Origin of the sequence: Chryseobacterium sp. SIMBA_038, assembly GCF_046535115.1 — a bacterium.
In the GTDB taxonomy this organism is placed as follows: Bacteria; Bacteroidota; Bacteroidia; order Flavobacteriales; family Weeksellaceae; genus Chryseobacterium.
In genome coordinates this window covers 77,342-99,540 of record NZ_JAWRXH010000003.1, presented here as the reverse complement: position 1 = coordinate 99,540, position 22,199 = coordinate 77,342, and the positions used below count along the sequence as shown (strand labels likewise).

Sequence of the window (22,199 nt, the reverse complement as noted above, 5' to 3'; positions counted from 1 at the left end):
AATATCAGAGCAAGTTTCATGTAAATGTGGAAAACTTTTAAGGTTAAAAGTCAACCAATTAGTATTTGCCTCTTTTAAAATCAGTTCTTTTTTTCGACCTTTGTGCTTCGCACGTAACAAGAAATAAGCGCGTTGGTTGAGTGAATAACTTTTAATTATAAGCTTCAAATAATCAGAACGTTAAATATTTCTTGAATCTTATCCACAGTGATCTAATTATTTTAATTTTAAAGACATTTTAATATGGGAATTTTTGATAAAAGAGTAAGCTATAAACCATTTGAATACCCTGAGGTTCTTCAATTTGTAGAGGCAATCAACAAATCGTTTTGGGTACATTCGGAAGTGGATTTTACCGCAGATGTTCAGGATTTTCATTCGCAACTTGAACCGCACGAAAAATATGCTGTAAAAAATGCACTTTTAGCCATTGCACAGATCGAGGTGTCTGTAAAGACATTCTGGGGAAACCTATACAACCACATGCCAAAACCCGAATTAAACGGTCTTGGAGCTACTTTTGCAGAATGTGAATTCCGTCATTCTGAAGCTTATTCCCGTTTGGTAGAAGTTTTAGGATATAGCGAAGAATTCTCTAACGTTATAGAAATTCCTGCCGTAAAAAAGAGAATTGATTTTTTATCAAACGTTCTTAAGCACGCGAATTCTACAACACCGAAAGAATACGTTTCTTCTCTTTTATTATTCAGTATCCTGATTGAAAACGTATCGCTTTTCTCACAATTTGCGATTATTCTTTCTTTCACAAGATTTAAAGGATACATGAAAAATGTTTCTAATATTATCGCTTGGACTTCTATTGATGAGCAGATTCACGCAAATGCAGGAATTTATTTAATCAACAAAATCCGTGAAGAGCAACCTGATTTATTGACTGATTCTGATATTGAAGATATTTATACTTTAGTTGATCAATCTGTAGAACTAGAAGGTGAAATCCTTGACTGGATCTTTGAATTAGGAGAATTAAGCGTTTTCTCAAAAGAAGATCTTTTGAACTTCATGAAATACCGTGTTGACGATAGTTTAAAGAAAATCAATATGGATACTCGTTATAATATTACTCCGGAGCAATACCGTCCGATGAAATGGTTTGAAGAAGAAGTTTTCGCAAATTCTATGGATGATTTCTTTGCAAAAAGACCTGTGGATTACACGAAACATGATAAGAGTATTACGGCAAATGATCTTTTCTAAATTTTAGATTTTAGATTCTGAATTTTGGATGAAAAGCGCGAGCGAAGCGAGCGTCAAAGCAGTTAGTATTAGCAATGTCATGCTGAGTCTGTCGAAGTATATTAATAATTAAAATTTTAAACCATTAAGAATTTATTAAGAGGTTAAGATTATTAAGAGATTGCTTCGTTCCTCGCAATGACAAGCGTATTAAAATCAAATACAAAAAATAATGATCAACGTAATCGTATCTTATACTGTAAATCCCGATTTTGTTCCAGAAAACAAAGTCAATATTCAAAAGTTTTTGAATGATTTTAAAAATTTAGATCAGGAAACATTTGAGTATAAAGTTTATGTAAAAGAAGACGGCGTTACCTTTGTTCATTATTCAAATTATATCAATGAAGCAGTTCAGCATGAGGTTTTGAATGTACCATCTTTTAAAGAATTTCAAAGGTTAAGAGATGAAAGCGGACTGAACGGTTCTCATAAAGTAGAAATTTTACAATCAATATAAACAACACAAAATTTCCGGGTAATAAAACAAACCCGGAAGTTTGAAAACATACAAACATCTATGGAAGAGCAAAATTCAAATATATGGTGGCTCAATGAAGAGTCTGAGCAAATGCTTAACAGAGGATATCTGTTAAAAGGGGAAACTGTAGACGGAGCTATCGACAGAATCACCACCGCAGCTGCAAAAAAATTATACAAGCCTGAATTACAGCCGGCTTTCAAGGAAATGATCGTGAAAGGATGGATCAGTTTCTCTTCTCCGGTTTGGGCAAATATGGGAACGCAGAGAGGTCTTCCAATCTCTTGTTTCAACGTTCACATTCCGGACAGCATTGAAGGAATTACCCACAAAATGGGTGAAGTGATCATGCAGACAAAAATTGGAGGTGGAACTTCAGGTTATTTCGGGGAACTTCGTAACAGAGGTACTGCCGTAACAGATAACGGAAAATCTTCTGGAGCTGTTTCTTTCATGAAATTGTTTGATACTGCAATGGATGTAGTTTCTCAAGGCGGTGTAAGAAGAGGTGCTTTTGCTGCTTATTTGGATATTGACCACGGAGATATTGAAGAATTTTTATCAATTAAAGACATCGGAAGCCCGATCCAGAACTTGTTTACAGGAATTTGTGTTCCTGATTACTGGATGCAGGATATGATCGATGGTGATATGGATAAACGTAAAATCTGGGCAAGAGTATTGGAAAGCCGTCAACAAAAAGGGCTACCTTATATTTTCTTTACAGATAACGTTAACAGAAACAAACCTCAGGTTTACAAAGACTTAGGAATGCCTGTAAACGCAAGTAACCTTTGTTCTGAAATTATGCTTCCTTCTACAAGAGAAGAATCTTTCATCTGCTGTTTATCTTCTATGAACTTAGAATTGTACGACGAATGGAAAGATACGGACGCTGTAAAATTGGCTGTTTACTTCCTGGATGCAGTTCTAACTGAATTTATCGAAAAAACAGAAGGAAACTACTATCTACAAGGAGCTAGAAACTTCGCATTGCGTCACAGAGCGCTTGGTTTAGGAGTTTTAGGATACCATTCTTATTTACAGAAAAACATGATTCCGTTTGAAAGTTTTGAGGCTACTCAATTCAATGCAAGAGCTTTCAGACATATCAAAGAACAGGCAGAAACAGCTTCAAGAGAGCTTGCAAATATCTACGGAGAACCTGAATTATTGAAAGGTTACGGATTGAGAAATACCACGACAATGGCTATTGCTCCTACCACTTCAAGTTCTGCAATTTTAGGACAAACTTCTCCTGGAATTGAGCCTTTTGCATCTAACTATTACAAAGCAGGTTTGGCTAAAGGAAACTTTATGCGTAAGAACAAGTATTTAGCTAAATTATTAGAAGAAAAAGGATTAGACAACGAGGAAACTTGGAGAACGATCATGCTAAATCATGGTTCTGTTCAGCATTTAGCTGAATTAACTGACGAGGAAAAAGCAGTATTCAAAACATTTAAGGAAATTTCTCCGATGGAGATTATTTCTCAGGCTGCTCAGAGACAACAGTATATTGACCAAGCTCAATCATTAAACTTACAGATTCCTTCTACAATGCCGGTAAAAGATGTAAACTACCTTTACATTGAAGCTTGGAAAAAAGGAGTTAAGACATTGTATTACCAAAGAAGTTCATCTGTTTCTAAAGAAATGATGGTCAATTTTGTTTCATGTTCAGCTTGCGAAGCATAAATTACAAGTAATAAACCTCAGCATATTATTAATAAAAGCACGTTTTTTAACGTGCTTTTTTCGTGTTTTTAAAATTTTTAATGAAAATTTAATTTAGCATTAATAAACATTTATTTTTCGTTTATCTACGATTAATACTAGAAATTTTATGTTCATACTCTCCAAACAGTGATATTTAGACAGTATATCATTGATTTCCAAGTAACAATATTTTGTATTTTTTTTATATTTTTGTGCCCACAACACAATAAAAATTATTTCAAACCCTTATTATGACAAAAATTATTAACGCTAATAAAATCATTATGTTGATTTTATTAACAGCCCTCTTTGAAGTCAAGGCTCAGGTAAAAATCTCAAATTCATCACCCGTAATAAATTCAGAAAGTGTTTTACATCTTGAAAGTAATTCCAGCGACAAAGGTTTCTTGTTGACGAGAATTACACTTCAAGCCACGAATTTAGCAGCTCCGCTTGCTTCACATTCTGCAGGAATGGTTGTTTACAATACAGCAACAGCAGGAACTTCACCTAATAATGTAACTCCCGGCCTATACTACAATAATGGTACAGCTTGGGTGAAATTATCTACAAAAAAACCTCAAGTTGGAGATATTAAAAACGGTTTCCAAAGTGCTGATCACAACGGATGGTATCTTTTAAACGGAAGAACGGTTTCTACGTTAGCGGTAAATCCAAGAGCCAGAGCCGCTGCTTTAGGCTTTTCTGCAATCTTACCTGATGCAACAGACAGATATTTAAAAAATACAAGTGGAAGTGACAATATGGGAACTGCTTCGGGAAGTGATACATTTACTTTAGTACAAGCTAATTTACCGAATGTAACGTTCACAGGAACAACCAATACGACAGGAAGTCATACGCATACTTATACAGATAATCCGGCAAACGCAACAACAAACGGTGTTGCAGCGGGAACTAACAATCCGATTTCTAATACAGCAAGTGTAAATGACACAACTTTCAGCTCGGGAGCGCATACCCACTCTCTTAGTTTTACATTAGGAAGCAGTCAGGCTGTAAGCTTAAAACCGGACAATATTATCACTAACGTATTTATCTATTTAGGCAACTAATTATGAGAACAAGATCATTTTACACATCGATAGGGATTCTTTTTTTCGCAATATTAAAATCCCAAGTTGGCATAGGAACTTCAAATCCTTCCAACTCTGCTGTTTTAGAATTAAATAGTTCTAATAAAGGCCTTCTTATGAATACTGTTTCTCTTACTTCTTTAAACTCTGCTTCTCCGATGAGTAGCCATGTTGAAGGAATGTGGGTTTACAATACAGCAACAGCAGGAACTTCACCCAATAATGTAATTCCTGGATTATATTACAATGACGGAGCTAAATGGGTTTTAATGTCCATCAATGACAATCTTCCAAGAATTGGAGATATCAAATCCAGTGTGGTAACAACAGATCACGACGGTTGGTATTTGTTGAATGGAAGAAATATCACAACTTTACCAACTATTGGTCAAACAAATGCTTCTTCACTTGGTTTTGCCACTACTCTGCCCAATTCAAGCGACAGAATTTTGAAGGGTAAAAATACTTCCGAAGCTCTGGCTGCCGTAGGAGGAAATAATTCTTACTCGATCACTCAGGCTAATTTACCCAATCTAAGCATCACAGGAAACACCGTTCAAAGTGGAGCCCACACTCATAGTTACACCAACAGAGGTGTTAATTATTGGAATTACAATGCCGGAGGACAAAATACAACAAGAACGGTTAACACAGAAGTAAGAATAACAGGAGCTGCAGGAGATCACCAGCATACATTCTCTGTCCCAAGTGGAGGAACCAATACAGCTATCAATCAATATCCTAAACATATGGTTGTTCAGAACTTCATTTATTTAGGAAAATAAACAAAAACACAAAAATCAATGAAAAAATTAAGTTACATACTCTTACTTATAGCTTGCACTTTTACTCAGGCTCAGGTTATGATCACGGCAGGTGTTACAGCAACACCTTCACCTAATACAGATGCTGCTTTAGAATTATATTCACAAAACAGAAATAAAGGTTTATTAATGCCAAAAGTATCTTTAACGGCAACTAATAACCCAAGTCCGCTTCCGAGTCATATTGCAGGAATTACTGTTTATAACACAAATACCGCTACAGCAACAGCTCTAACAAGCGTGACACCGGGATTTTATTACAACGACGGAACTTCTTGGAACAAACTGGAAGTACAGACACCAACTGTAGGAGACATAAAACACAGCAGCACAGCAACCGATCACGAAGGATGGTATCTTTTAAACGGAAGAACAATATCTACTTTACCAGCTGTTGCACAAACAAATGCAACTTCTCTGGGATTTTCAACCGTTTTACCAGATAGTTCAGATAAGTTTTTAAAGGCAAAATCAGCATCAGAAACATTAGGAGCGACCAGTGGAAGTACTTCTGTTACCCTTGCAAGAGTTAACTTGCCAAACACAACTTATAACGCTACAACTACGAGCGCAGGAGCACATACTCACACTTATAATGACAGAGCAAGCGGTATTACAGACAGTGTAGAAGGCGGAAGTACCAAAACCGTAGTTGATAATGATTCTGAAATATCAACCACAGCCAGTGCCGGGGCCCACACGCACACTTACAGTTTGTCTACAGGAGGATCAAGCACGCCGTTGAATTTAACTCCTAAGTATTTGTCAACGTATATTTTTGTGTATTTAGGACAATAAAATTAATTATTAGTAATTTAAATATAAAGATCTCTTTTTGGGATCTTTTTTTTGTTTGAATTAAAACTTAATCAAAACTATAAAATATTTATCCTGATATTTTAACATCAAAATCCATAGAAATTTCTGTGGTTTTGTTTTATATTTGTTAGACAGTTTAATTCCAAAAAAAATAGATATGAAATTCGGGCAAGTAGAAGATCCTTCAAAAATAGATTTTACGTTACCAAAAGATCATTCCAGAACAAAGGAAATTTTAAGTCAAAACAAAAAAGGCTTAGAAAATATTTCTATCGGATGTGCAAAATGGAATAAAACAGATCTTAAAGGATTTTATCCTAAAGGAACAAAAGACGAATTAACATATTACGCAACACAGTTCAATTCCATTGAATTAAATGCTACATTTTACGGAATGCCAACTCCGGAACAAGTTCTTACATGGAAAGAAAAAACTCCGGAAAACTTCAAATTTTTTCCAAAAATAACGAATACTGTTTCTCATTTCAGAAGGCTGATTGATGTTACGGATCCTGTGACTCAATTTGCGACTTCAGTGATGAACTTCAACGAAAAATTAGGAATGGTTTTCCTCCAACTTCATGATAATTTTAAACCAAAAGATTACGATAGGTTAGAAAAATTCGTGAAAGAGTGGCCAAAAGAGGTTCCTCTCGCTATTGAGTTAAGAAATACGGAATGGTTTACCGACGAAGACATTTTTAATACTACCTGCGAACTTTTTGAGGCTAATAATATCACAAACATCATCGTAGATACTGCCGGAAGAAGAGATATGCTTCACATGCGTCTTACAACTCCAAACGCGTTCATTCGATACGTAGGCGCCAATGCCGAAAGTGATTACGAAAGACTGGATGACTGGATGAAACATTTAACAAAATGGAAAAAAGAAGGTCTTCAAAATCTATACTTTTTTGTGCATCAGAATATCGAAAAAGCATCTCCGCTATTATCCGCTTATTTCATCAATAAAATGAATGAAGAATGGAAAACTGATCTTCTGCTCCCTAAAATGGCAACAGAAAACACGCCAACCTTATTTTAATCATTTTTTATTATACTTTAGACATAAGTAATACCCTAAAATAATTCACACCTATTTGATCTCAATATAATAGATTTCTCCATAATCCCGTTTTATAAAAACATTAATAAAACCCTCTATTTATAATAAAAATTGACTAAATTAGAGATGAAAACATATTGAATATTTAATGTTCAAAAATTAATGTTATGGAAAAAGAAATTTGTACAATCAGTATAGCCACAACTTGGCTTGGAGATACCTACACTTTTTATGATGATAATAAGATAAAAAGAGTTTACGACAATAACAGCCTGAGTTCTGATGTAAGCGAATGGCTGGAAGCAGAGCAAATCAGTAAACAAAACAAGGATAAACTGATTAAAAATTGTCCTGAAGAATTCAAAGAAAGAGTGATGCAGATTTTAGATTATCCTTAATCTTTAAAAAAGTTTAAAAAATTAACTTAAAAACTAGTATTTAACGAAACAAATCCCAACTTACGTTATCTTTTTTTATTTTTTCTTTCTCAATAACAAAACCATATTCAGGAACAATAAAAGAAAATCCAAAGACACCCAAATTCCAAGTTTAATATTCTCATGATTATAAGCTTCAACATCTTTCTTTGCGATTTCGGAAAGCTTTACACTCTGATTGATATAATTCTGAACCTCAATAATCTGATCAATATTTTTATTAGGAACGGAATGTTGTGAGAAATAGACCAGATTCTTTTTCCCTAAATATCCTACAATCCAGTATTCATTGGATTTATCCATTTTAAGATGTTCAATTCTGTAGTATTCTGGACGAATTTTCCCGATATGTTTGGCCTCTAAAATTCCATTTTTATCAGGATCATTATTGTTAATCACATAAAAATCAAGCGTCTGAGGAAGTTTATTGATTACCTGTAAAGCCAAAGAATCCTTCACAATTCCTACCGCACTTTTCTTCACAAACCAATAGGTAAAAATGGAGATCGAGAAAACAACAGTAGCAATTCTGAAAATCTTCGCCCATTCGGCACCTTTCCCTTTTTTTATTTTTGATAAAATCAGAGAAATGATACAAGCCAGAAAGATAACAAAAATGATTAAGCCCATGTTGCAAAGATACTGATTTCGAAAGGTCTTTAAAAGAAGACTACTCTACATTCCACTCCTTATAGAACTGATCTAGAAATTTTAACATAAAATCGTGTCTTTCCTGCGCGATCTCTTTTCCTTTTTCAGTATTCATTAGATCTTTCAGAAGCAACAATTTTTCGTAAAAATGATTGATTGTTGTGCCGTTAGACTTTTTGTATTCGTCTTTAGACATATTCAGTTGTGGCTTAATGTCAGGATGATACATCAGATTATTTTTAAATCCACCAAAGTTGAACGTTCTGCCAACCCCGATGGCACCAATCGCATCAATACGATCTGCATCCTGAACGATTTTAAGCTCAATAGGAAGATCTTTAGGAGCTTCACCTCTATTCTTGAATGAAATATTTTTGATAACGAATAAGACCTGCTCAATGATATTTTCAGGTGTATTCTGGCCTTCCAGAAACTCACGGGAAACCTTCAAAGCTAAAGTTTCATCACCGTTATGAAATTTGGGATCTGCAATATCATGCAACAACGCCGAAAGTTCCACAACATCCTGATTACAATCCTCATCCTGAGCTATTTTCTTTGAAAGTTTCCAAACTCTTTCGATGTGAAACCAATCGTGACCAGCTTCTGCACCTTCCAGTTTTTGCTTTACAAATTCTACCGTGTTATCTATTATATCTTTCATTTCTCAATTAATTCATTTAAAATAATGTCCCAAAGTTTTTTATTAAAGCTTCTAAAAAAATTAATGTGCCCAATTTCTCTCTTTTCTGATTCAGAAACCTTAACTAATCTGTAAGTTGGTTTTAGGTTAGGGTAAGTATCATTTAAAAGGCTTTTTACTCCTTTTTCCGTTAGCCAGGCATCATCTTCAGCCCGAATAACGAATACTTTTTGCGTTAAATTTTTAGAAAAATCATCAATTTTCTCTAATAAACCGTTGGTTGATTTCTTGTTCAAAATTAAGATTCTCCAGTCATAAGCGCAATTTTTTGGAAGACTTTCTCCCAAACCAAACCAATTTGCAGGGAAATAACCTAATAAAGTGGTAGTTACAGGCTGAATAATTCCGAAACCGACGTAAGCTTCAATTTTTGTTTTAAATTTTAAATGCCCGACAAAAGCATTTTGAGTTCCGACAAAAATAAATTCTTTAAACATTTCAGAGTCCTGATTCATTCCTAAAATCAAGGCACCAACCGAATGCCCCAGACAATATTTTTCGTGGTCTGGAAATCTATTTTTGATATATTGTGTCAATGCTTTATAATCTTCTGAACCCCAAATTCTCATGGAAGCTTTAAAACCTTTCATAATTTCAGGTTTTGAAAGTCCAATTCCGCGATAATCATAAGTAATCACTGTAAATCCTTCTTCGGCAAAAAACTGAGCAAAAGAAAAATAAATCTGCTGTTTAACTCCCGTCGCAGAATTGATGAGCAGGAATTTATTATTACTATTCTCAGGCACAAAAAGATGTGCTGTGAGCGCTGTATTGTCGTGAGTGTTAAGAATTAACTTCTCCATATTTTAAAACAAAAAATCCACTATAAAAGTGGAGATTTTATTGATATTTTTTATGTTAACTTATCTGTTATCGATATGCAGTAAATAGTTTTAAGAAAAGAAGTCTGAAACTCTCGGTAACGCACTTTGCGAACCTTTTGTTCCTGAAACCCTTGAAGAAACTTCATTCCCGAATTTCACGCATTCTTCAATAGAATTTCCGTGGCACAATGCTACAGCAAATCCTGATGTAAAGGCATCTCCCATTCCCATTTTATAGGCTGTTTCGTCTTTGTCGTTTCTGTAATATTTCATTTCTGTTCCATCAAAATAAACAGTAGAATTGGTATCATCTCTTACAAAAACTTTGTTGGAATATTTTTTAAGAATATCTTCTCGCTGATCTTCACCAAAGACAATGTGTAATTCGCTGCTTTTAGAAACTATAAAATCTACATTTTCCAGAAGTTCATCACTTAATCTCATGGCAGGAGAAGCATATAAACCAACTTTTTTACCGTATTTCTTAGCTTTTCTGATCGAATATTCTACCACTTCAAGAGAAACTTCAAGTTGAACAAGCATTAAATCAACAGTGTGAAAATATTTATCTGCCGCCTCAATATGTTCTATACTCAAACATTTATTGGCTGCCGGAACCACAACTATAGCCGCGTCTCCACCAGAAGTCGTTACATAAGCAGTTCCCGTAGACTCTCTGTCTGTTTCATAAACAAATCCCACATTCACGCCCTCACCTACAAGATTTCTCATAATTTGCTGACCAAGAGGATCCATTCCCACACAGCCAACAAAATAAACACTTGCCCCCAATCTCGCAGCACCAACTGCCTGATTTGCCCCTTTTCCTCCGAAATAACTATCTGAATTAGTGGCTAAAACAGTTTCGTTTGGAATGGGAATTTTTTCGGTTTCTAAAATCAGATCTATTGAAGAACTGCCGACCACTATAATTTTGGGTTGTTCTGAGGAAAAATTCATTGTGTTTTTTTTATTTAGTTTTTAGTTTGAACAAATGTAAAAAAGGGAAATATTGTTTCAAAAACAATTAACTTTAATTAACTAATTTCTATAAATTCTGTAATGATCTTTACAGGATTATTATTCTTATCATAACCAATATAGCTTGCATAAAAACCTTCACCATACCCTGTTTCAAAACCGAAAATGGTTCCGGGATGGTCTTCTGACGGCTTTAAAAATGCATATTGATCGATCGCGCCATTTTCATCAAAGAAATAATCGTGGAAGAATTCTTCATAAATTCCCATGAAATCTGCTCCTTTGCTGTGATATAATTTTTTTTCCAGCTTATCCAGACTTTCCTGAGTATCTACATCCATAAAACAGCCCATGCCGCTTTCAGCAGGATACCCAAAAACCTCGCCTTCTGCCAGATCTTTTACATTTTGATCGGCTGTCGTGGCCAATTTCCAGTCGGTGACTTCAGAATTAGCGAAAATAATTTCGGCATACGCTACACAATTACTCTCTCTTTCTTTATGCAATAAAACAGAAAAATCACCTTTTGGAAATTCTATAGAAAAAGGCTGCATATCATTAGTAATCAAAGGATCACAGGCAACCAATTTCCCGCTGGAAAGATAAATTTTTCCAACTTCAAAGCTCTCCAATAACGGACTTTCTACGAAGTCTTTTGAGAATAGCTTTTTTATGTTTTCTATGTGTGTCATTTCAATCTTGAAATATATTTAAAAATTGCCAGACTTAGATATAACTCAGCCTGACAATTTTCATACTTTATTTTATATTTTAATTATAAACTTTTCAGTTTCTCTTCCAGAATTGCAATTTTATCCTGCGCATCTTTTTGTTTCTTACGCTCACCGTCTACTACTTCCTGTTTTGCATTGGCAACGAATTTTTCATTAGAAAGCTTTTTATCAACAGAAATTAAGAATCCTTTTAAATATTTTATCTCTTCTTCTGTCTTGATTTTTTCTTCTCCTAAATCTAAGTTATCACTTAAAGGAATTGAAACTTCCGTTGATCCGATCAGGAAAGTAAAGCTTGGTTTATCTGTTTTTTCACCAAAATGAATATCAGAAACGTTGGCTAGTTTTCTTATAACAGCTTCATTTTCAAATTCGTTCGCACTTGTATAAACCTCAACCGCTTCTTTTGGCGAAATACCTTTTGTCTGACGGTAATTTCTTACCCCAGAGATAATTTCTTCCGCAGTTTCAAAGTTTTTAATAATATCTTCATTAAACGTTTCTGCCTTTTTTTGCTGAGAAATAATTAATGCTTCTTCAATATTTCTGTCTGAGATCAATTGCCAGATTTCTTCTGATTGGAAAGGCATGAACGGATGAACCAATTTCATTAATTCCTCAAAAAGTGCAACTGTTTTATTGTAAACTTCTTTAGAAATACCTTCACCGTAATTTGGCTTGATCGCTTCCAGATACCAACCACAAAAATCATCCCAAATCAATTTATAAATCAAATGCAATGCATCAGAAATTCTGAATTTCTCGAATTGCTGATCGATCTCTATAATCGTTTTATTTAATTTATTTTCAAACCATTCGATAGCTTGTTTGTCGGCAACGTTTGCAGGTTTATCTTCATGGTTCCACATGTTGATCAAACGGAAAGCACTCCAAATTTTAGTCATGAAATTTCTTCCCTGAAGCATTAAATCTTCATCAAAAAGAAGGTCATTTCCAGCCGCAGAACTTAATAAAATACCAACACGAACGCCATCTGCACCATATTTATCCATCAATTCTAATGGATCCGGTGAATTTCCTAAAGATTTTGACATCTTTCTTCTCTGCTTATCTCTTACAATCCCTGTAAAATAGACATTCTTGAACGGAACTTCTTTTCTGTATTCCAATCCGGCCATAATCATTCTTGCTACCCAGAAGAAAATAATATCCGGACCTGTTACCAAGTCTGAAGTTGGATAGTAATAATTGATGTCCTTATTTTCAGGATCATTCAAACCATCGAAAACAGACATTGGCCACAACCAAGATGAGAACCATGTATCAAGAGCGTCTTCGTCTTGCTTTAAGCTGGAAGCTGGAAGCTCGGAGTTGGAAGTTTTTTCTCTTGCGAGTTTTAAAGCTTCTTCGATTGTCTCTGCAACTACGAAATCATTTTCTCCTTCTCCATAATAGAATGCAGGAATTTGTTGTCCCCACCATAATTGACGTGAAATATTCCAGTCGCGGATGTTTTCCATCCAGTGTTTGTAGGTGTTTTTAAACTTTTCAGGATAAAATTTAACCTCATCATCCATTACTACATCCAAAGCTGGTTTAGCAATATCAGCCATTTTTAAGAACCACTGAACAGAAACTTTAGGCTCAATAACGGCACCTGTTCTTTCTGAAGTTCCAACTTTATTTACGTAATCTTCTGCTTTCAACAAAAGATCTTTTTCTTCTAATTCTTTCGCGATTTGTTTTCTTACGTCAAATCTGTTTTTTCCTGCGTAATGTAAACCGTGATCGTTTAAGTTTCCGTCATCATCCAAAGAATCAATCATCTGAAGATTGTGTTTTTTTCCGATCTCATAGTCATTGATGTCGTGAGCAGGCGTAATTTTCAAAGCACCTGTTCCGAATTCAATATCAACATAATCGTCTTCAATAATTGGAACGACTCTGTTTACGATCGGTACAATTACATTTTTACCTTTTAAATGAGCATATCTCTCATCATTAGGATTGATACAAACCGCAGTATCACCAAAAATCGTTTCAGGACGCGTTGTAGCAACCGAAAGGAATTCTTCTGTACCTTCGATTTTATATTTTAGGAAATATAATTTTCCGTTTTGTTCTTTAAAGATAACTTCTTCGTCAGAAATATTGGTTTTCGCTTCCGGATCCCAGTTTACCATTCTGTATCCTCTATAAATAAGTCCTTTATTATATAGATCAACAAAAGATTTGATCACCTGCTGAGAAAGTGACTCTTCCATTGTGAAACGGGTTCTGTCCCAATCGCATGAACAACCTAGTTTTTTCAACTGTTCAAGAATCGTTCCTCCGTATTTATCAGTCCATTCCCAAGCGTGTTTTAAAAACTCTTCGCGGGTAATTTCTGATTTATTAATTCCTTCTGATTTCAGTTTGGCAACAACCTTCGCTTCCGTAGCAATTGAAGCGTGATCTGTTCCCGGAACCCAGCAAGCATTAAAGCCCTGCATTCTTGCACGACGGACCAGAACATCCTGAATGGTATTATTCAACATATGACCCATGTGTAAGATCCCCGTAACGTTTGGCGGAGGAATTACAATAGTATATGGTGGTTTTTCATTTGGCTCTGAATGGAAGTACTTGTTTTCCAACCAGTAGTTGTACCATTTTTGTTCTGTTTCCTGTGGATTATACTTTTCTGAAATCTGCATAAATTCTATTTCTTTGGCTTACAATTTGCAAAAATAGTCTAAAGAAAAAAAAAATTCAGTATGAATTAAAATAATTTTTAACTTTGTTTCTCAAAATTTATCTAACAAACATATTAACATTCAAGAATATGAAAAAATTAATTGCAGGAATTGCACTATTTGGAACATTTGCTCTAGCATCTGCGCAGACTATCACTTTTGATAAAACGACTTTTGACTACGGTAATGTGAAGCCTAGTTCTGACGGTGTAAGATTCTTCACTGTAACGAATACTGGTGATAAGCCTCTTGTTCTTTCTAATGTAAAAGCTTCTTGCGGATGTACAACTCCTGAGTTCAGCACTGATCCTATTATGCCAGGAAAATCTGCTAAAATCAAAGTTGGATACAACACAGCAATCAATGGAGGATTCAACAAAATGATTGAAGTTTTCTCTAACGACCCTGCAAACAGCAGAAGCGTAATTTACATCAAAGGAACTGTTGATGCTAATGCACCTGACGTTGTAGTAGCTCCAGCTAAAATGGAAACTCCAGTTGATGCTAAAGCTGCTAAAAAAGAAGCAAAGAAAGCTGCTAAAGCTGCAAAAAAAGTAGCTGCTGCGAAGTAACCTCTACTCAAAAAAAATAAGAAACCGTCTCCATGGAGGCGGTTTTTTTGTTATATTTAGGCTTTAGGCAAAATTAATCTTTTAATCACTATAAAAAATATGGACACCAATTTCTCAGATGATTTCCTGGTACAAGGAAAATTTTCAATAAAAAAAACTTCAACAGAATATAAAGGAAAACTTACCAAAGAAGAGGGAGGACAATTATTAATTCAGGAAAAGGAAAAACTTCGTAATCTGCAGGAAAAATTATATGCCGATGGAAGTAAATCTTTATTGGTTGTTCTTCAGGCAATGGATGCAGCCGGAAAAGACAGCTTAATTGAACACGTTTTCGGGGGAGTGAATCCACAAGGTTGTAACGTAACAAGTTTTAAAACGCCAAGTTCAAAAGAATATTCTCATGACTTTTTATGGAGACATTATTTGGCACTTCCTCAAAAAGGGATGATTGGAATCTTTAACCGTTCGCATTACGAAAGTGTTTTGGTGTGTAAAGTTCATCCTGAATATAATTTAAGTGAAAAAACATGGGGTTCTGTAAAAGATTTCGATGATAAATTCTGGGCAAACAGATATGAAAGCATCAGAAATTTCGAAAAACATCTGGCTCAGAACGGAACAACCATCGTTAAAATATTTTTAAATGTTTCCAAAGAAGAGCAAAAGAAAAGACTTTTAGACAGAATAAACGAGCCTGAAAAAAACTGGAAATTCTCAACTGCGGATCTTCCGGAAAGAGCTTTATTCGATCAGTACATGGAAAATTATGAAATTGCTATTAATGAAACCAATAAAAAAGATGCTCCATGGTATGTACTTCCGGCAGATAATAAATGGTTTGCAAGAATAGCTGCTATCCAGATTATTATTGATACTTTAGAAAAAATGGATTTGAAGTATCCTCAGCTTTCAAAAGAAGACAAAGCAGGGTTGCAGGAAGCGAAAAAGCAATTGGAGAATGAATAAATTTTGATGGAAGATTGGAGCTTGAAGATAGAAGTTTTTAACGCAATAATTTTAAACCTCCATCTTCAAGCCTCTAACTTCCGTCTTAAAAAAATCACGAGAAAATCTATAAGCCGGATTTTGTACTTCCGAAGAAGCGCCTGTTATTTATCTACGTCGTACATTACTGCAAAACTTGAGCTGATTACCCCTCGGCTTTCAGAGCGAGCCGCTCCTATTTCCATTACTGAAAAGAACCGATATACTTACCATTGCACCGCAAAGAGTTTACCTGGTTTCACTACAGCCGAACTGTACATACTTTCTGTTGCACTTGTCCTACCCTCGCGGGTGACGGATGTTATCCGCTTTGCTGCTCTATGGTGTCCGGACTTTCCTACCCTTGCCGAAACAAGAATCAACAAGCCGACTTTCTCGTGGCTGCAAAGATATACAAAATGCCTATAATATTTGCATTTTGTGAATTGTGAATAGTCAATTCACTTTGTTGTCAATTTTTTTAAATGTTTTCAAAATAAAATTCACCATTCCCTTACGAAGTAAAATTTACAATTGACTTATTATTATTATCTTCGTGAATTATTACACATCCATTTTGATCTCGAGAGAAAAAGAATTTGCGCAATTGATAAAAGATAATCAGGGCTTGATTATCAAGGTTTCGCGTCTTTATACGAATTCTCTGGAAGATGAGGAAGATCTTTTTCAGGAGATTGTTTTACAGCTCTGGAGAAGTTATGATTCTTTTAAAGGAAATTCTAAAATTTCTACTTGGATGTATCGTGTAGCCCTGAATACAGCTATTACCCTTTTCAGAAAAAAAAGCAAAAGCTTGCCTACTAATGAATTAGACATCAATCACAGAGATTTTATCGAAGATGATGACGAAAAACACCAACAGGTCTCACTTTTGTATACAGTAATAAAGACGCTTCCCAATGTGGAAAGAGCGATTGTTACCATGTATCTGGATGATTTGCCTTACAAGGATATTGCAGAAAACCTCGGGATTACCGAAGTAAATGCGCGTGTGAAAATGAACAGATTAAAGAAAACCCTTAAAGAACAGATGGAAAAATATGCCTGAATTTGATTTAGACAGCTTTAAGAAAACATGGCAGGAACAGCCTGTTCAGCAAAAATACGACAATAACGAGATCCTTAAGATGTTGAACAGAAAATCACGTAATTATGTGAAGTATATTTTCTGGATCAGTGTTGTAGAATTTCTGTTTTTTACCGTGTTGGGATTATTTTATATTATCCAAGACAAAGAATCAAACAGTTTTCTCAGTATTCTGGAAAGACTTGGTGCCAAAAAAACAACCGAGCTAGAAGGTTTTCTCGACAACATATATGTAGTATTGAAGGTTTTAAGTCTTTCTATAACCGCTTATTTTGTATTCAAATTTTATCAAAATTATAAGAAAATAAAGATTGAAGAAAACTTAAAGAAATTTATACTTAGAATTATTCAGTTTAAGAAAACGGTTAATGCTTTTATTTTAATTAATATCCTTCTATTAATAGCATTTACGTCTGTTTTCACTGTTTTTGTATTTTATATTTTAAAAACTCAGCATATTGAGGTCAATAATTCCAATCTTATGGTCTTCATAATTGGAACCATTGTAAGTACCGCATTGGCAGTGCTTTTGATTTGGCTTTATTACAAAATAGTGTATGGAATCATTATGAGGAAGCTCGATAAAAATTTAAAACAATTAAAAGATATTGATTCTGAGGAAGACTAATATCTTTTACACTTATAAACAAGAAAAGCATTTCAAATTGAAATGCTTTTTTTATATCATAAACTTAAATAAAATATCATTAAAGTAAAATCAAAAAACACAGTAAAAAAATTTAAATTTTATTTTTTATTATGTTAAATTTAATAATTTTACGTACCACATTTTCCAATTTTATTATTTAAAAGTATTTAGCTTTCAACTGATTAACATGATGCAGTATAATTGCAGTATTTTAACTTTTAATAAAGGGTTTTAACTTTGATACCGCGATATGAAAAATTAGAGTTATTTGTTTTTTTAAACTTAAAAACGATTTTAATTGTCCTAAACATTAAAGTGATATTAAATAATACAAACATTAAAATTGATTAAAAATGAGAAAAAAATTCATTCTTTTATGTCTTTTGGCAGTAGCGCCATGGGCATATTCCCAAGTCGGGATTAATACTTCAAACCCTCAGGGCATGCTACACGTTGACGGAGGAAAAGACAATCCTTCAACAGGAATTCCTAACACTGTACAACAAGCTAATGATTTTACAGTAACCTCAGCAGGTAGAGTCGGAATTGGAAACATCGCTCCTACATCAAATCTTCATATCGTAAATAATGGGACTGCTACAAGTATTGGAGGTGGTGAAGCAACAAATACCGGACTTTTGATAGAAAATCCGGTTACTAACAATTCCATATTAGCTATTTTAAGAACTATAGGAACTACAGGAATCAAACAAGCTGTAATGGGAATAAATCCAAATTTCAACGGAAATAATGGCGCTTTTATTATTTCGCGTATTCCCGGCGGATCTGATTTTGCAATGGATTTAACTACAGGCAATATAGGAGTTGCCACAAACATTCCTACAAATACTTTAGATGTAGCCGGTAGCGCGAGAGTAAGAACTTTAGATGTTGCAGCAGGAGCTACCTTAATTACTCCTGTATACACTGATCCTAACGGAGTTTTAAACAAGGCTGTGAGTAACGTATACGGAACAGTAATTAATAACACAGTCAATATAGCATCAGGAGCTACAAATACTCTTATTACAGGAATTGCTGACGGCGGAATATATAAAGCTGTTGTGAGTGTTAGTAATTCTTGTGGACGTGTTGCAGTTGCAGATTATTATGTGACTAATAATAATTTCAATAGCGCTTTCTCAATCAAAGGAATAAACGGACTATTGAATACCGATACAACCGACAAAGCACCAGCTTTTACCGAAGTAAACAGAAATACCACTTCAGTTGTTTGGTCTGGAATTCCAAATTGTGCAGGTGGAACAAATACGGCATTTAGCTATACTTTAACAATGCCTTCGGCAGGAACTATAAATCTTACTAATAATGGGAACGTGAGCTTAGAGTATAGAATTGTACTTACCAGAATTTTTTAAGATACGGATAAATCTAAATTTATATCTAAAAACAAAAAATGCTCAGAACAATCTGAGCATTTTACATATTTTATAGAATTTTTATAATTCTTTTCTTAGTCTCGCAACAGGAATATTCAACTGTTCTCTGTATTTTGCAATGGTTCTTCTTGCAATATTATAGCCTTGCTCCTTTAAAATAACCACTAAAGCATCATCAGTAAGAGGTTTTCTTTTATTCTCTTTGCTGATAACTTCCTGAAGATGATTTTTAATTTCCTTTGTAGAAACTTCTTCCCCATCGTCATTTGTTAAACTATCCGAGAATAGATCTTTAAGATACAAAATCCCGTTTGAAGTATCGGCATATTTACTTTTCACCACTCTTGAAATGGTAGAAATATCAAAACCTGTAATATCGGCAATATCCTTTAAGATCATTGGTCTCAGAGATTTTTCGTCTCCGGTAATGAAATAATCTTTCTGGAATTTTACAATAGCCGTAATGGTCTGTAATAAGGTATTCTGACGTTGATTGATCGCATCAATATACCATTTTGCAGCATCTAGCTTTTGTTTGATAAATAAGGCAGCCTGCTTATGCTCAGAAGAGTTTTTATCGTGAGAATACGTCGTTAAAATATCTTTATATTCTTCTGAAACTCTTAGAGTTGGTGCATTTTTACTGTTCAACATTGGGATCACCATTCCATCCTTCACCTGAATCACAAAATCCGGAATAATTTCCTGGTTGATCGTAATCGTCTGAGTATCAAAATTCCCTCCTACCTTTGGAGATAATTTTGAGATTTCTTCCAATGCATCTTTTAAATCTTCTTCATCAATATCATATTTCTGAATGATTTTGTTGTAATGCTTGTTCGTCAAAGCATCAAACTGATGTCTCAAAATATTGGCAGCCAAAGAAACGGCTTTATCAGAGCTTACTTTTTTCTCGATCTGCAACAATAAACATTCCTGCAAACCTCTTGCTCCAACACCAGGCGGATCTAATTTCTGAACATAATTTTCAAGAACATCATCCACTCTCTCTTTGGTCGTATAAATCCCTTGAGAAAAGGCAAGATCATCAACAATCGCTTTGATTTCTCTTCTTAAATATCCGTCTGTATCTAGGTTTCCGATGATATATTCGGCAATTTTTACATCTTCTTCATTAATATTGGCAAGATGGATCTGCTCCAATAAATAATCATATAAAGACTGACCTTCCGTTAAAAGGCTTTCGTTATCGAATTCTTCATCATCTGCAGAATAGTTGCTTGAAGCAGTTTTATAGGTTGGCTCGTCATCGTAAAGATAATCGTTAACATCAAAATCGGTTTCAATGCTTTCCGTACCTTCATTTTCATAAGCATCCTCCAAAGAAGCATAATCATCTTCCTTAGACTCTTCTTTCGCGATTTCCAAAGCAGGGTTCTCCTCTAGTTCTCTCTCCAATTCCTCTTCAAACTCCAATGTATGAAGCTGAATAAGCTTCATCAACTGAATCTGCTGAGGCGCTAACTTCTGTCCTAATTTGAGTTGTAAGTGTTGTCTAAGCATATTAATCTTTGTGTTTTAACATAACATATTCTACGAATTTAGATAAATTTATTCGACAAAAAAAGCATTTAGCACGATTTTTGCTGTATATGTGGTACCCAATAAACTATTAAAAAATAAAAAAAGCCTTAAATTTTACTTTAAGGCTTTTTTATTTATCTAAAATTCAGCATTTTTCGGTGTTCTTGGAAAAGGAATCACGTCTCTAATGTTAGTCATTCCTGTTACGAAAAGAACCAGTCTTTCCAATCCTAATCCAAACCCTGCATGCGGAACAGAACCGAATTTTCTGGTATCCAAATACCACCAAAGTTCATGCTCATCTACATGCATTTCTGCCATTTTTTGTTTTAATACATCTAATCTCGCTTCTCTTTCTGAACCTCCGATGATTTCTCCGATTCCTGGGAAAAGTACGTCCATTGCAGCAACGGTCTTGTTGTCATCATTCAATTTCATGTAGAATGCTTTGATCTCTTTTGGATAATCAAATAAAACGACAGGACATTCAAAGTGTTTTTCAACTAAGAATCTTTCGTGCTCAGACTGAAGATCAGTTCCCCAGTTTTCAACCGGATACTGGAACTTCCCTTTTTTATTTTCTTTTGAGTTCATTAAGATCTCAATAGCTTCTGTATAGCTTACACGCTTGAAACGTTTAGCAATAACATTTTCTAATTTTTCAATAAGACCTTCTTTTGCTCTGTCCTTTTCCGGTTTTGATTTCTGTTCTTCTGCAAAACGCTTGTCTAAGAAGTCAAGATCATCTTTACAGTTATCTAAAACATATTGAATAACATATTTCAAGAAATCTTCTGCCAAGTCGATGTTATCTTCAAGGTTGTTGAAGGCAACTTCCGGCTCCACCATCCAGAATTCTGCAAGGTGACGCGTTGTGTTTGAGTTTTCAGCACGGAAAGTAGGTCCGAAAGTATAAATTCTTCCCAATCCCATTGCTGCAGTTTCTCCTTCAAGCTGACCAGAAACCGTTAAGTTCGTTTTTTTACCAAAGAAATCCTGAGCGAAATCAATATCTCCCTGCTCGTCTCTTGGAATATTATTTAAATCAAAGTTGGTTACTCCAAACATTTCTCCTGCTCCTTCTGCATCGGCTCCCGTAATTACAGGCGTGTTGATATAAAAGAATTGGTTTTTGTTAAAAAAAGAATGCACCGCAAAACTCACTGCGTGACGTACTCTGAAAACAGCCCCAAACAAATTAGTTCTGAATCTTAAATGCGCCTGATCTCTCAATGTTTCCAATGAGTGTTTTTTAGGCTGAAGAATTGTTTTGTCTCTTTCCTCTGTGAAGTTATCTCCTAAAATGATAATCTTTTTAGCTACAATTTCTACTGTTTGTCCCGCTCCCTGGCTTTCTACAACTTCACCAACAATTTTTAAAGAAGATGCTGTACTGATTTTACTGATAATTTCTTCGTCAAAATTTTCAAAATCAACAACTATCTGCAAATTATTAATTGTAGAACCATCATTAAGTGCAATAAAGCGATTTGAACGGAAAGCTCTTACCCAACCGTAAACTGTAATGTCATGATGTAATACCTTTTTGTAATCCTGTAGGATTTCTTTAATTGTTTGCTTTTTCATTTGTTGACTTATAAATTTTTATATAAAAATTAACGTCGGCAAAGTTACAAAAAAACAGC

General features: G+C 34.6%; 21 protein-coding genes and 1 other RNA gene. 13 read left to right on the top strand and 9 right to left on the bottom strand.

Features of this window, described 5'->3' with window-relative positions:
* The first annotated feature begins 243 nt into the window (after positions 1-243).
* The 8 genes from SB689_RS11355 (at position 244) to SB689_RS11320 (ending at position 7,664) form a co-directional block, all read left to right on the top strand.
* Complete coding sequence (locus SB689_RS11355) at positions 244-1,218, top strand: ribonucleotide-diphosphate reductase subunit beta (protein ID WP_410692258.1); 975 nt, start codon at positions 244-246, stop codon at positions 1,216-1,218.
* Between the two features lie 211 nt (positions 1,219-1,429).
* The gene (locus tag SB689_RS11350; RefSeq protein ID WP_410692257.1) at positions 1,430-1,717 is read left to right on the top strand and encodes a hypothetical protein; all 288 of its coding nucleotides are present in this window, start codon (positions 1,430-1,432) and stop codon (positions 1,715-1,717) included.
* Between the two features lie 21 nt (positions 1,718-1,738).
* Positions 1,739-3,436, top strand: coding sequence for a ribonucleoside-diphosphate reductase subunit alpha (locus SB689_RS11345; RefSeq protein ID WP_410692680.1), 1,698 nt, complete (start codon positions 1,739-1,741; stop codon positions 3,434-3,436).
* Between the two features lie 272 nt (positions 3,437-3,708).
* On the top strand, positions 3,709-4,533 hold the full coding sequence (locus SB689_RS11340; RefSeq protein WP_410692256.1) for a hypothetical protein: 825 nt from the start codon (positions 3,709-3,711) through the stop codon (positions 4,531-4,533).
* Positions 4,534-4,535: 2 nt separating this feature from the next.
* Positions 4,536-5,339: a hypothetical protein gene (locus SB689_RS11335; RefSeq protein ID WP_410692255.1), complete on the top strand. Its 804-nt coding sequence runs from the start codon at positions 4,536-4,538 to the stop codon at positions 5,337-5,339.
* An 18-nt stretch (positions 5,340-5,357) separates the two neighbouring features.
* Positions 5,358-6,176 (top strand): hypothetical protein, encoded by an 819-nt coding sequence (locus SB689_RS11330; RefSeq protein ID WP_410692254.1) that lies wholly within the window; start codon positions 5,358-5,360, stop codon positions 6,174-6,176.
* 178 nt (positions 6,177-6,354) lie between these two features.
* The gene (locus tag SB689_RS11325) at positions 6,355-7,245 is read left to right on the top strand and encodes a DUF72 domain-containing protein (RefSeq protein ID WP_410692253.1); all 891 of its coding nucleotides are present in this window, start codon (positions 6,355-6,357) and stop codon (positions 7,243-7,245) included.
* A gap of 188 nt (positions 7,246-7,433) precedes the next feature.
* Positions 7,434-7,664: a hypothetical protein gene (locus tag SB689_RS11320; protein WP_066755463.1), complete on the top strand. Its 231-nt coding sequence runs from the start codon at positions 7,434-7,436 to the stop codon at positions 7,662-7,664.
* A 75-nt stretch (positions 7,665-7,739) separates the two neighbouring features.
* Here SB689_RS11320 and SB689_RS11315 read toward each other — a convergent pair whose 3' ends face one another.
* The 6 genes from SB689_RS11315 to SB689_RS11290 form a co-directional block, all read right to left on the bottom strand.
* Entirely contained in the window at positions 7,740-8,333 is a 594-nt protein-coding gene (locus SB689_RS11315) for a hypothetical protein (protein ID WP_410692252.1), read from the bottom strand.
* A 40-nt stretch (positions 8,334-8,373) separates the two neighbouring features.
* Positions 8,374-9,018 (bottom strand): HD domain-containing protein, encoded by a 645-nt coding sequence (locus SB689_RS11310; RefSeq protein ID WP_410692251.1) that lies wholly within the window; start codon positions 9,016-9,018, stop codon positions 8,374-8,376.
* A complete protein-coding gene (locus SB689_RS11305) occupies positions 9,015-9,860 on the bottom strand; it encodes an alpha/beta fold hydrolase (protein ID WP_410692250.1) in 846 nt (281 codons plus the stop codon). Before SB689_RS11305 ends, SB689_RS11310 begins: the two co-directional genes overlap by 4 nt.
* A gap of 90 nt (positions 9,861-9,950) precedes the next feature.
* Positions 9,951-10,841, bottom strand: a complete 891-nt coding sequence (locus SB689_RS11300; RefSeq protein WP_410692249.1) for a ribokinase — start codon at positions 10,839-10,841, stop codon at positions 9,951-9,953.
* 77 nt (positions 10,842-10,918) lie between these two features.
* On the bottom strand, positions 10,919-11,554 hold the full coding sequence (locus SB689_RS11295; protein ID WP_410692247.1) for a DUF4241 domain-containing protein: 636 nt from the start codon (positions 11,552-11,554) through the stop codon (positions 10,919-10,921).
* Between the two features lie 83 nt (positions 11,555-11,637).
* Positions 11,638-14,253, bottom strand: coding sequence for a valine--tRNA ligase (locus SB689_RS11290; protein WP_410692246.1), 2,616 nt, complete (start codon positions 14,251-14,253; stop codon positions 11,638-11,640).
* A 128-nt stretch (positions 14,254-14,381) separates the two neighbouring features.
* On the opposite strand from SB689_RS11290, the gene SB689_RS11285 reads away from it, so the two are divergent.
* Positions 14,382-14,864, top strand: coding sequence for a DUF1573 domain-containing protein (locus tag SB689_RS11285; RefSeq protein WP_410692245.1), 483 nt, complete (start codon positions 14,382-14,384; stop codon positions 14,862-14,864).
* A gap of 99 nt (positions 14,865-14,963) precedes the next feature.
* The gene (locus SB689_RS11280) at positions 14,964-15,833 is read left to right on the top strand and encodes a PPK2 family polyphosphate kinase (protein WP_410692244.1); all 870 of its coding nucleotides are present in this window, start codon (positions 14,964-14,966) and stop codon (positions 15,831-15,833) included.
* 93 nt (positions 15,834-15,926) lie between these two features.
* On the opposite strand, the gene rnpB is transcribed toward SB689_RS11280, so the two are convergent.
* An RNA gene (rnpB, locus tag SB689_RS11275) (RNase P RNA component class A) lies at positions 15,927-16,250 on the bottom strand.
* 178 nt (positions 16,251-16,428) lie between these two features.
* Here rnpB and SB689_RS11270 point away from each other — a divergent pair.
* The 3 genes from SB689_RS11270 (at position 16,429) to SB689_RS11260 (ending at position 18,987) form a co-directional block, all read left to right on the top strand.
* Entirely contained in the window at positions 16,429-16,920 is a 492-nt protein-coding gene (locus tag SB689_RS11270) for an RNA polymerase sigma factor (RefSeq protein ID WP_066759721.1), read from the top strand.
* Positions 16,913-17,587 carry a beta-carotene 15,15'-monooxygenase gene (locus SB689_RS11265; RefSeq protein WP_410692242.1) on the top strand — a complete coding sequence of 225 codons (675 nt, stop codon included), beginning with the start codon at positions 16,913-16,915 and terminating at the stop codon, positions 17,585-17,587. The genes SB689_RS11270 and SB689_RS11265 overlap by 8 nt, the downstream gene beginning before the upstream one ends.
* Positions 17,588-17,961: 374 nt before the next feature.
* The gene (locus SB689_RS11260) at positions 17,962-18,987 is read left to right on the top strand and encodes a hypothetical protein (RefSeq protein WP_410692240.1); all 1,026 of its coding nucleotides are present in this window, start codon (positions 17,962-17,964) and stop codon (positions 18,985-18,987) included.
* Between the two features lie 81 nt (positions 18,988-19,068).
* Here the strand turns inward: SB689_RS11260 and rpoN are convergent, their stop codons facing one another.
* Positions 19,069-20,532, bottom strand: a complete 1,464-nt coding sequence (gene rpoN, locus SB689_RS11255; protein ID WP_410692239.1) for an RNA polymerase factor sigma-54 — start codon at positions 20,530-20,532, stop codon at positions 19,069-19,071.
* Positions 20,533-20,691: 159 nt separating this feature from the next.
* Positions 20,692-22,140 (bottom strand): asparagine--tRNA ligase, encoded by a 1,449-nt coding sequence (gene asnS, locus SB689_RS11250; RefSeq protein ID WP_410692237.1) that lies wholly within the window; start codon positions 22,138-22,140, stop codon positions 20,692-20,694.
* Between the last annotated feature and the right edge of the window lie 59 nt (positions 22,141-22,199).

Excerpts from the sequence above, each read along its gene's own strand:
- SB689_RS11335 (WP_410692255.1), top strand. The coding sequence starts at position 4,536 with ATGAGAACAAGATCATTTTACACATCGATAGGGATTCTTTTTTTCGCA.
- SB689_RS11265 (WP_410692242.1), top strand. The coding sequence starts at position 16,913 with ATGCCTGAATTTGATTTAGACAGCTTTAAGAAAACATGGCAGGAACAG.
- SB689_RS11305 (WP_410692250.1), bottom strand. The coding sequence starts at position 9,860 with ATGGAGAAGTTAATTCTTAACACTCACGACAATACAGCGCTCACAGCA.
- SB689_RS11280 (WP_410692244.1), top strand. The coding sequence starts at position 14,964 with ATGGACACCAATTTCTCAGATGATTTCCTGGTACAAGGAAAATTTTCA.
- rpoN (WP_410692239.1), bottom strand. The coding sequence starts at position 20,532 with ATGCTTAGACAACACTTACAACTCAAATTAGGACAGAAGTTAGCGCCT.
- SB689_RS11315 (WP_410692252.1), bottom strand. The coding sequence starts at position 8,333 with ATGGGCTTAATCATTTTTGTTATCTTTCTGGCTTGTATCATTTCTCTG.
- SB689_RS11330 (WP_410692254.1), top strand. The coding sequence starts at position 5,358 with ATGAAAAAATTAAGTTACATACTCTTACTTATAGCTTGCACTTTTACT.
- SB689_RS11260 (WP_410692240.1), top strand. The coding sequence starts at position 17,962 with ATGAGAAAAAAATTCATTCTTTTATGTCTTTTGGCAGTAGCGCCATGG.
- SB689_RS11285 (WP_410692245.1), top strand. The coding sequence starts at position 14,382 with ATGAAAAAATTAATTGCAGGAATTGCACTATTTGGAACATTTGCTCTA.
- SB689_RS11325 (WP_410692253.1), top strand. The coding sequence starts at position 6,355 with ATGAAATTCGGGCAAGTAGAAGATCCTTCAAAAATAGATTTTACGTTA.
- asnS (WP_410692237.1), bottom strand. The coding sequence starts at position 22,140 with ATGAAAAAGCAAACAATTAAAGAAATCCTACAGGATTACAAAAAGGTA.
- SB689_RS11290 (WP_410692246.1), bottom strand. The coding sequence starts at position 14,253 with ATGCAGATTTCAGAAAAGTATAATCCACAGGAAACAGAACAAAAATGG.
- SB689_RS11350 (WP_410692257.1), top strand. The coding sequence starts at position 1,430 with ATGATCAACGTAATCGTATCTTATACTGTAAATCCCGATTTTGTTCCA.
- SB689_RS11320 (WP_066755463.1), top strand. The coding sequence starts at position 7,434 with ATGGAAAAAGAAATTTGTACAATCAGTATAGCCACAACTTGGCTTGGA.
- SB689_RS11295 (WP_410692247.1), bottom strand. The coding sequence starts at position 11,554 with ATGACACACATAGAAAACATAAAAAAGCTATTCTCAAAAGACTTCGTA.
- SB689_RS11340 (WP_410692256.1), top strand. The coding sequence starts at position 3,709 with ATGACAAAAATTATTAACGCTAATAAAATCATTATGTTGATTTTATTA.
- SB689_RS11310 (WP_410692251.1), bottom strand. The coding sequence starts at position 9,018 with ATGAAAGATATAATAGATAACACGGTAGAATTTGTAAAGCAAAAACTG.
- SB689_RS11300 (WP_410692249.1), bottom strand. The coding sequence starts at position 10,841 with ATGAATTTTTCCTCAGAACAACCCAAAATTATAGTGGTCGGCAGTTCT.
- SB689_RS11355 (WP_410692258.1), top strand. The coding sequence starts at position 244 with ATGGGAATTTTTGATAAAAGAGTAAGCTATAAACCATTTGAATACCCT.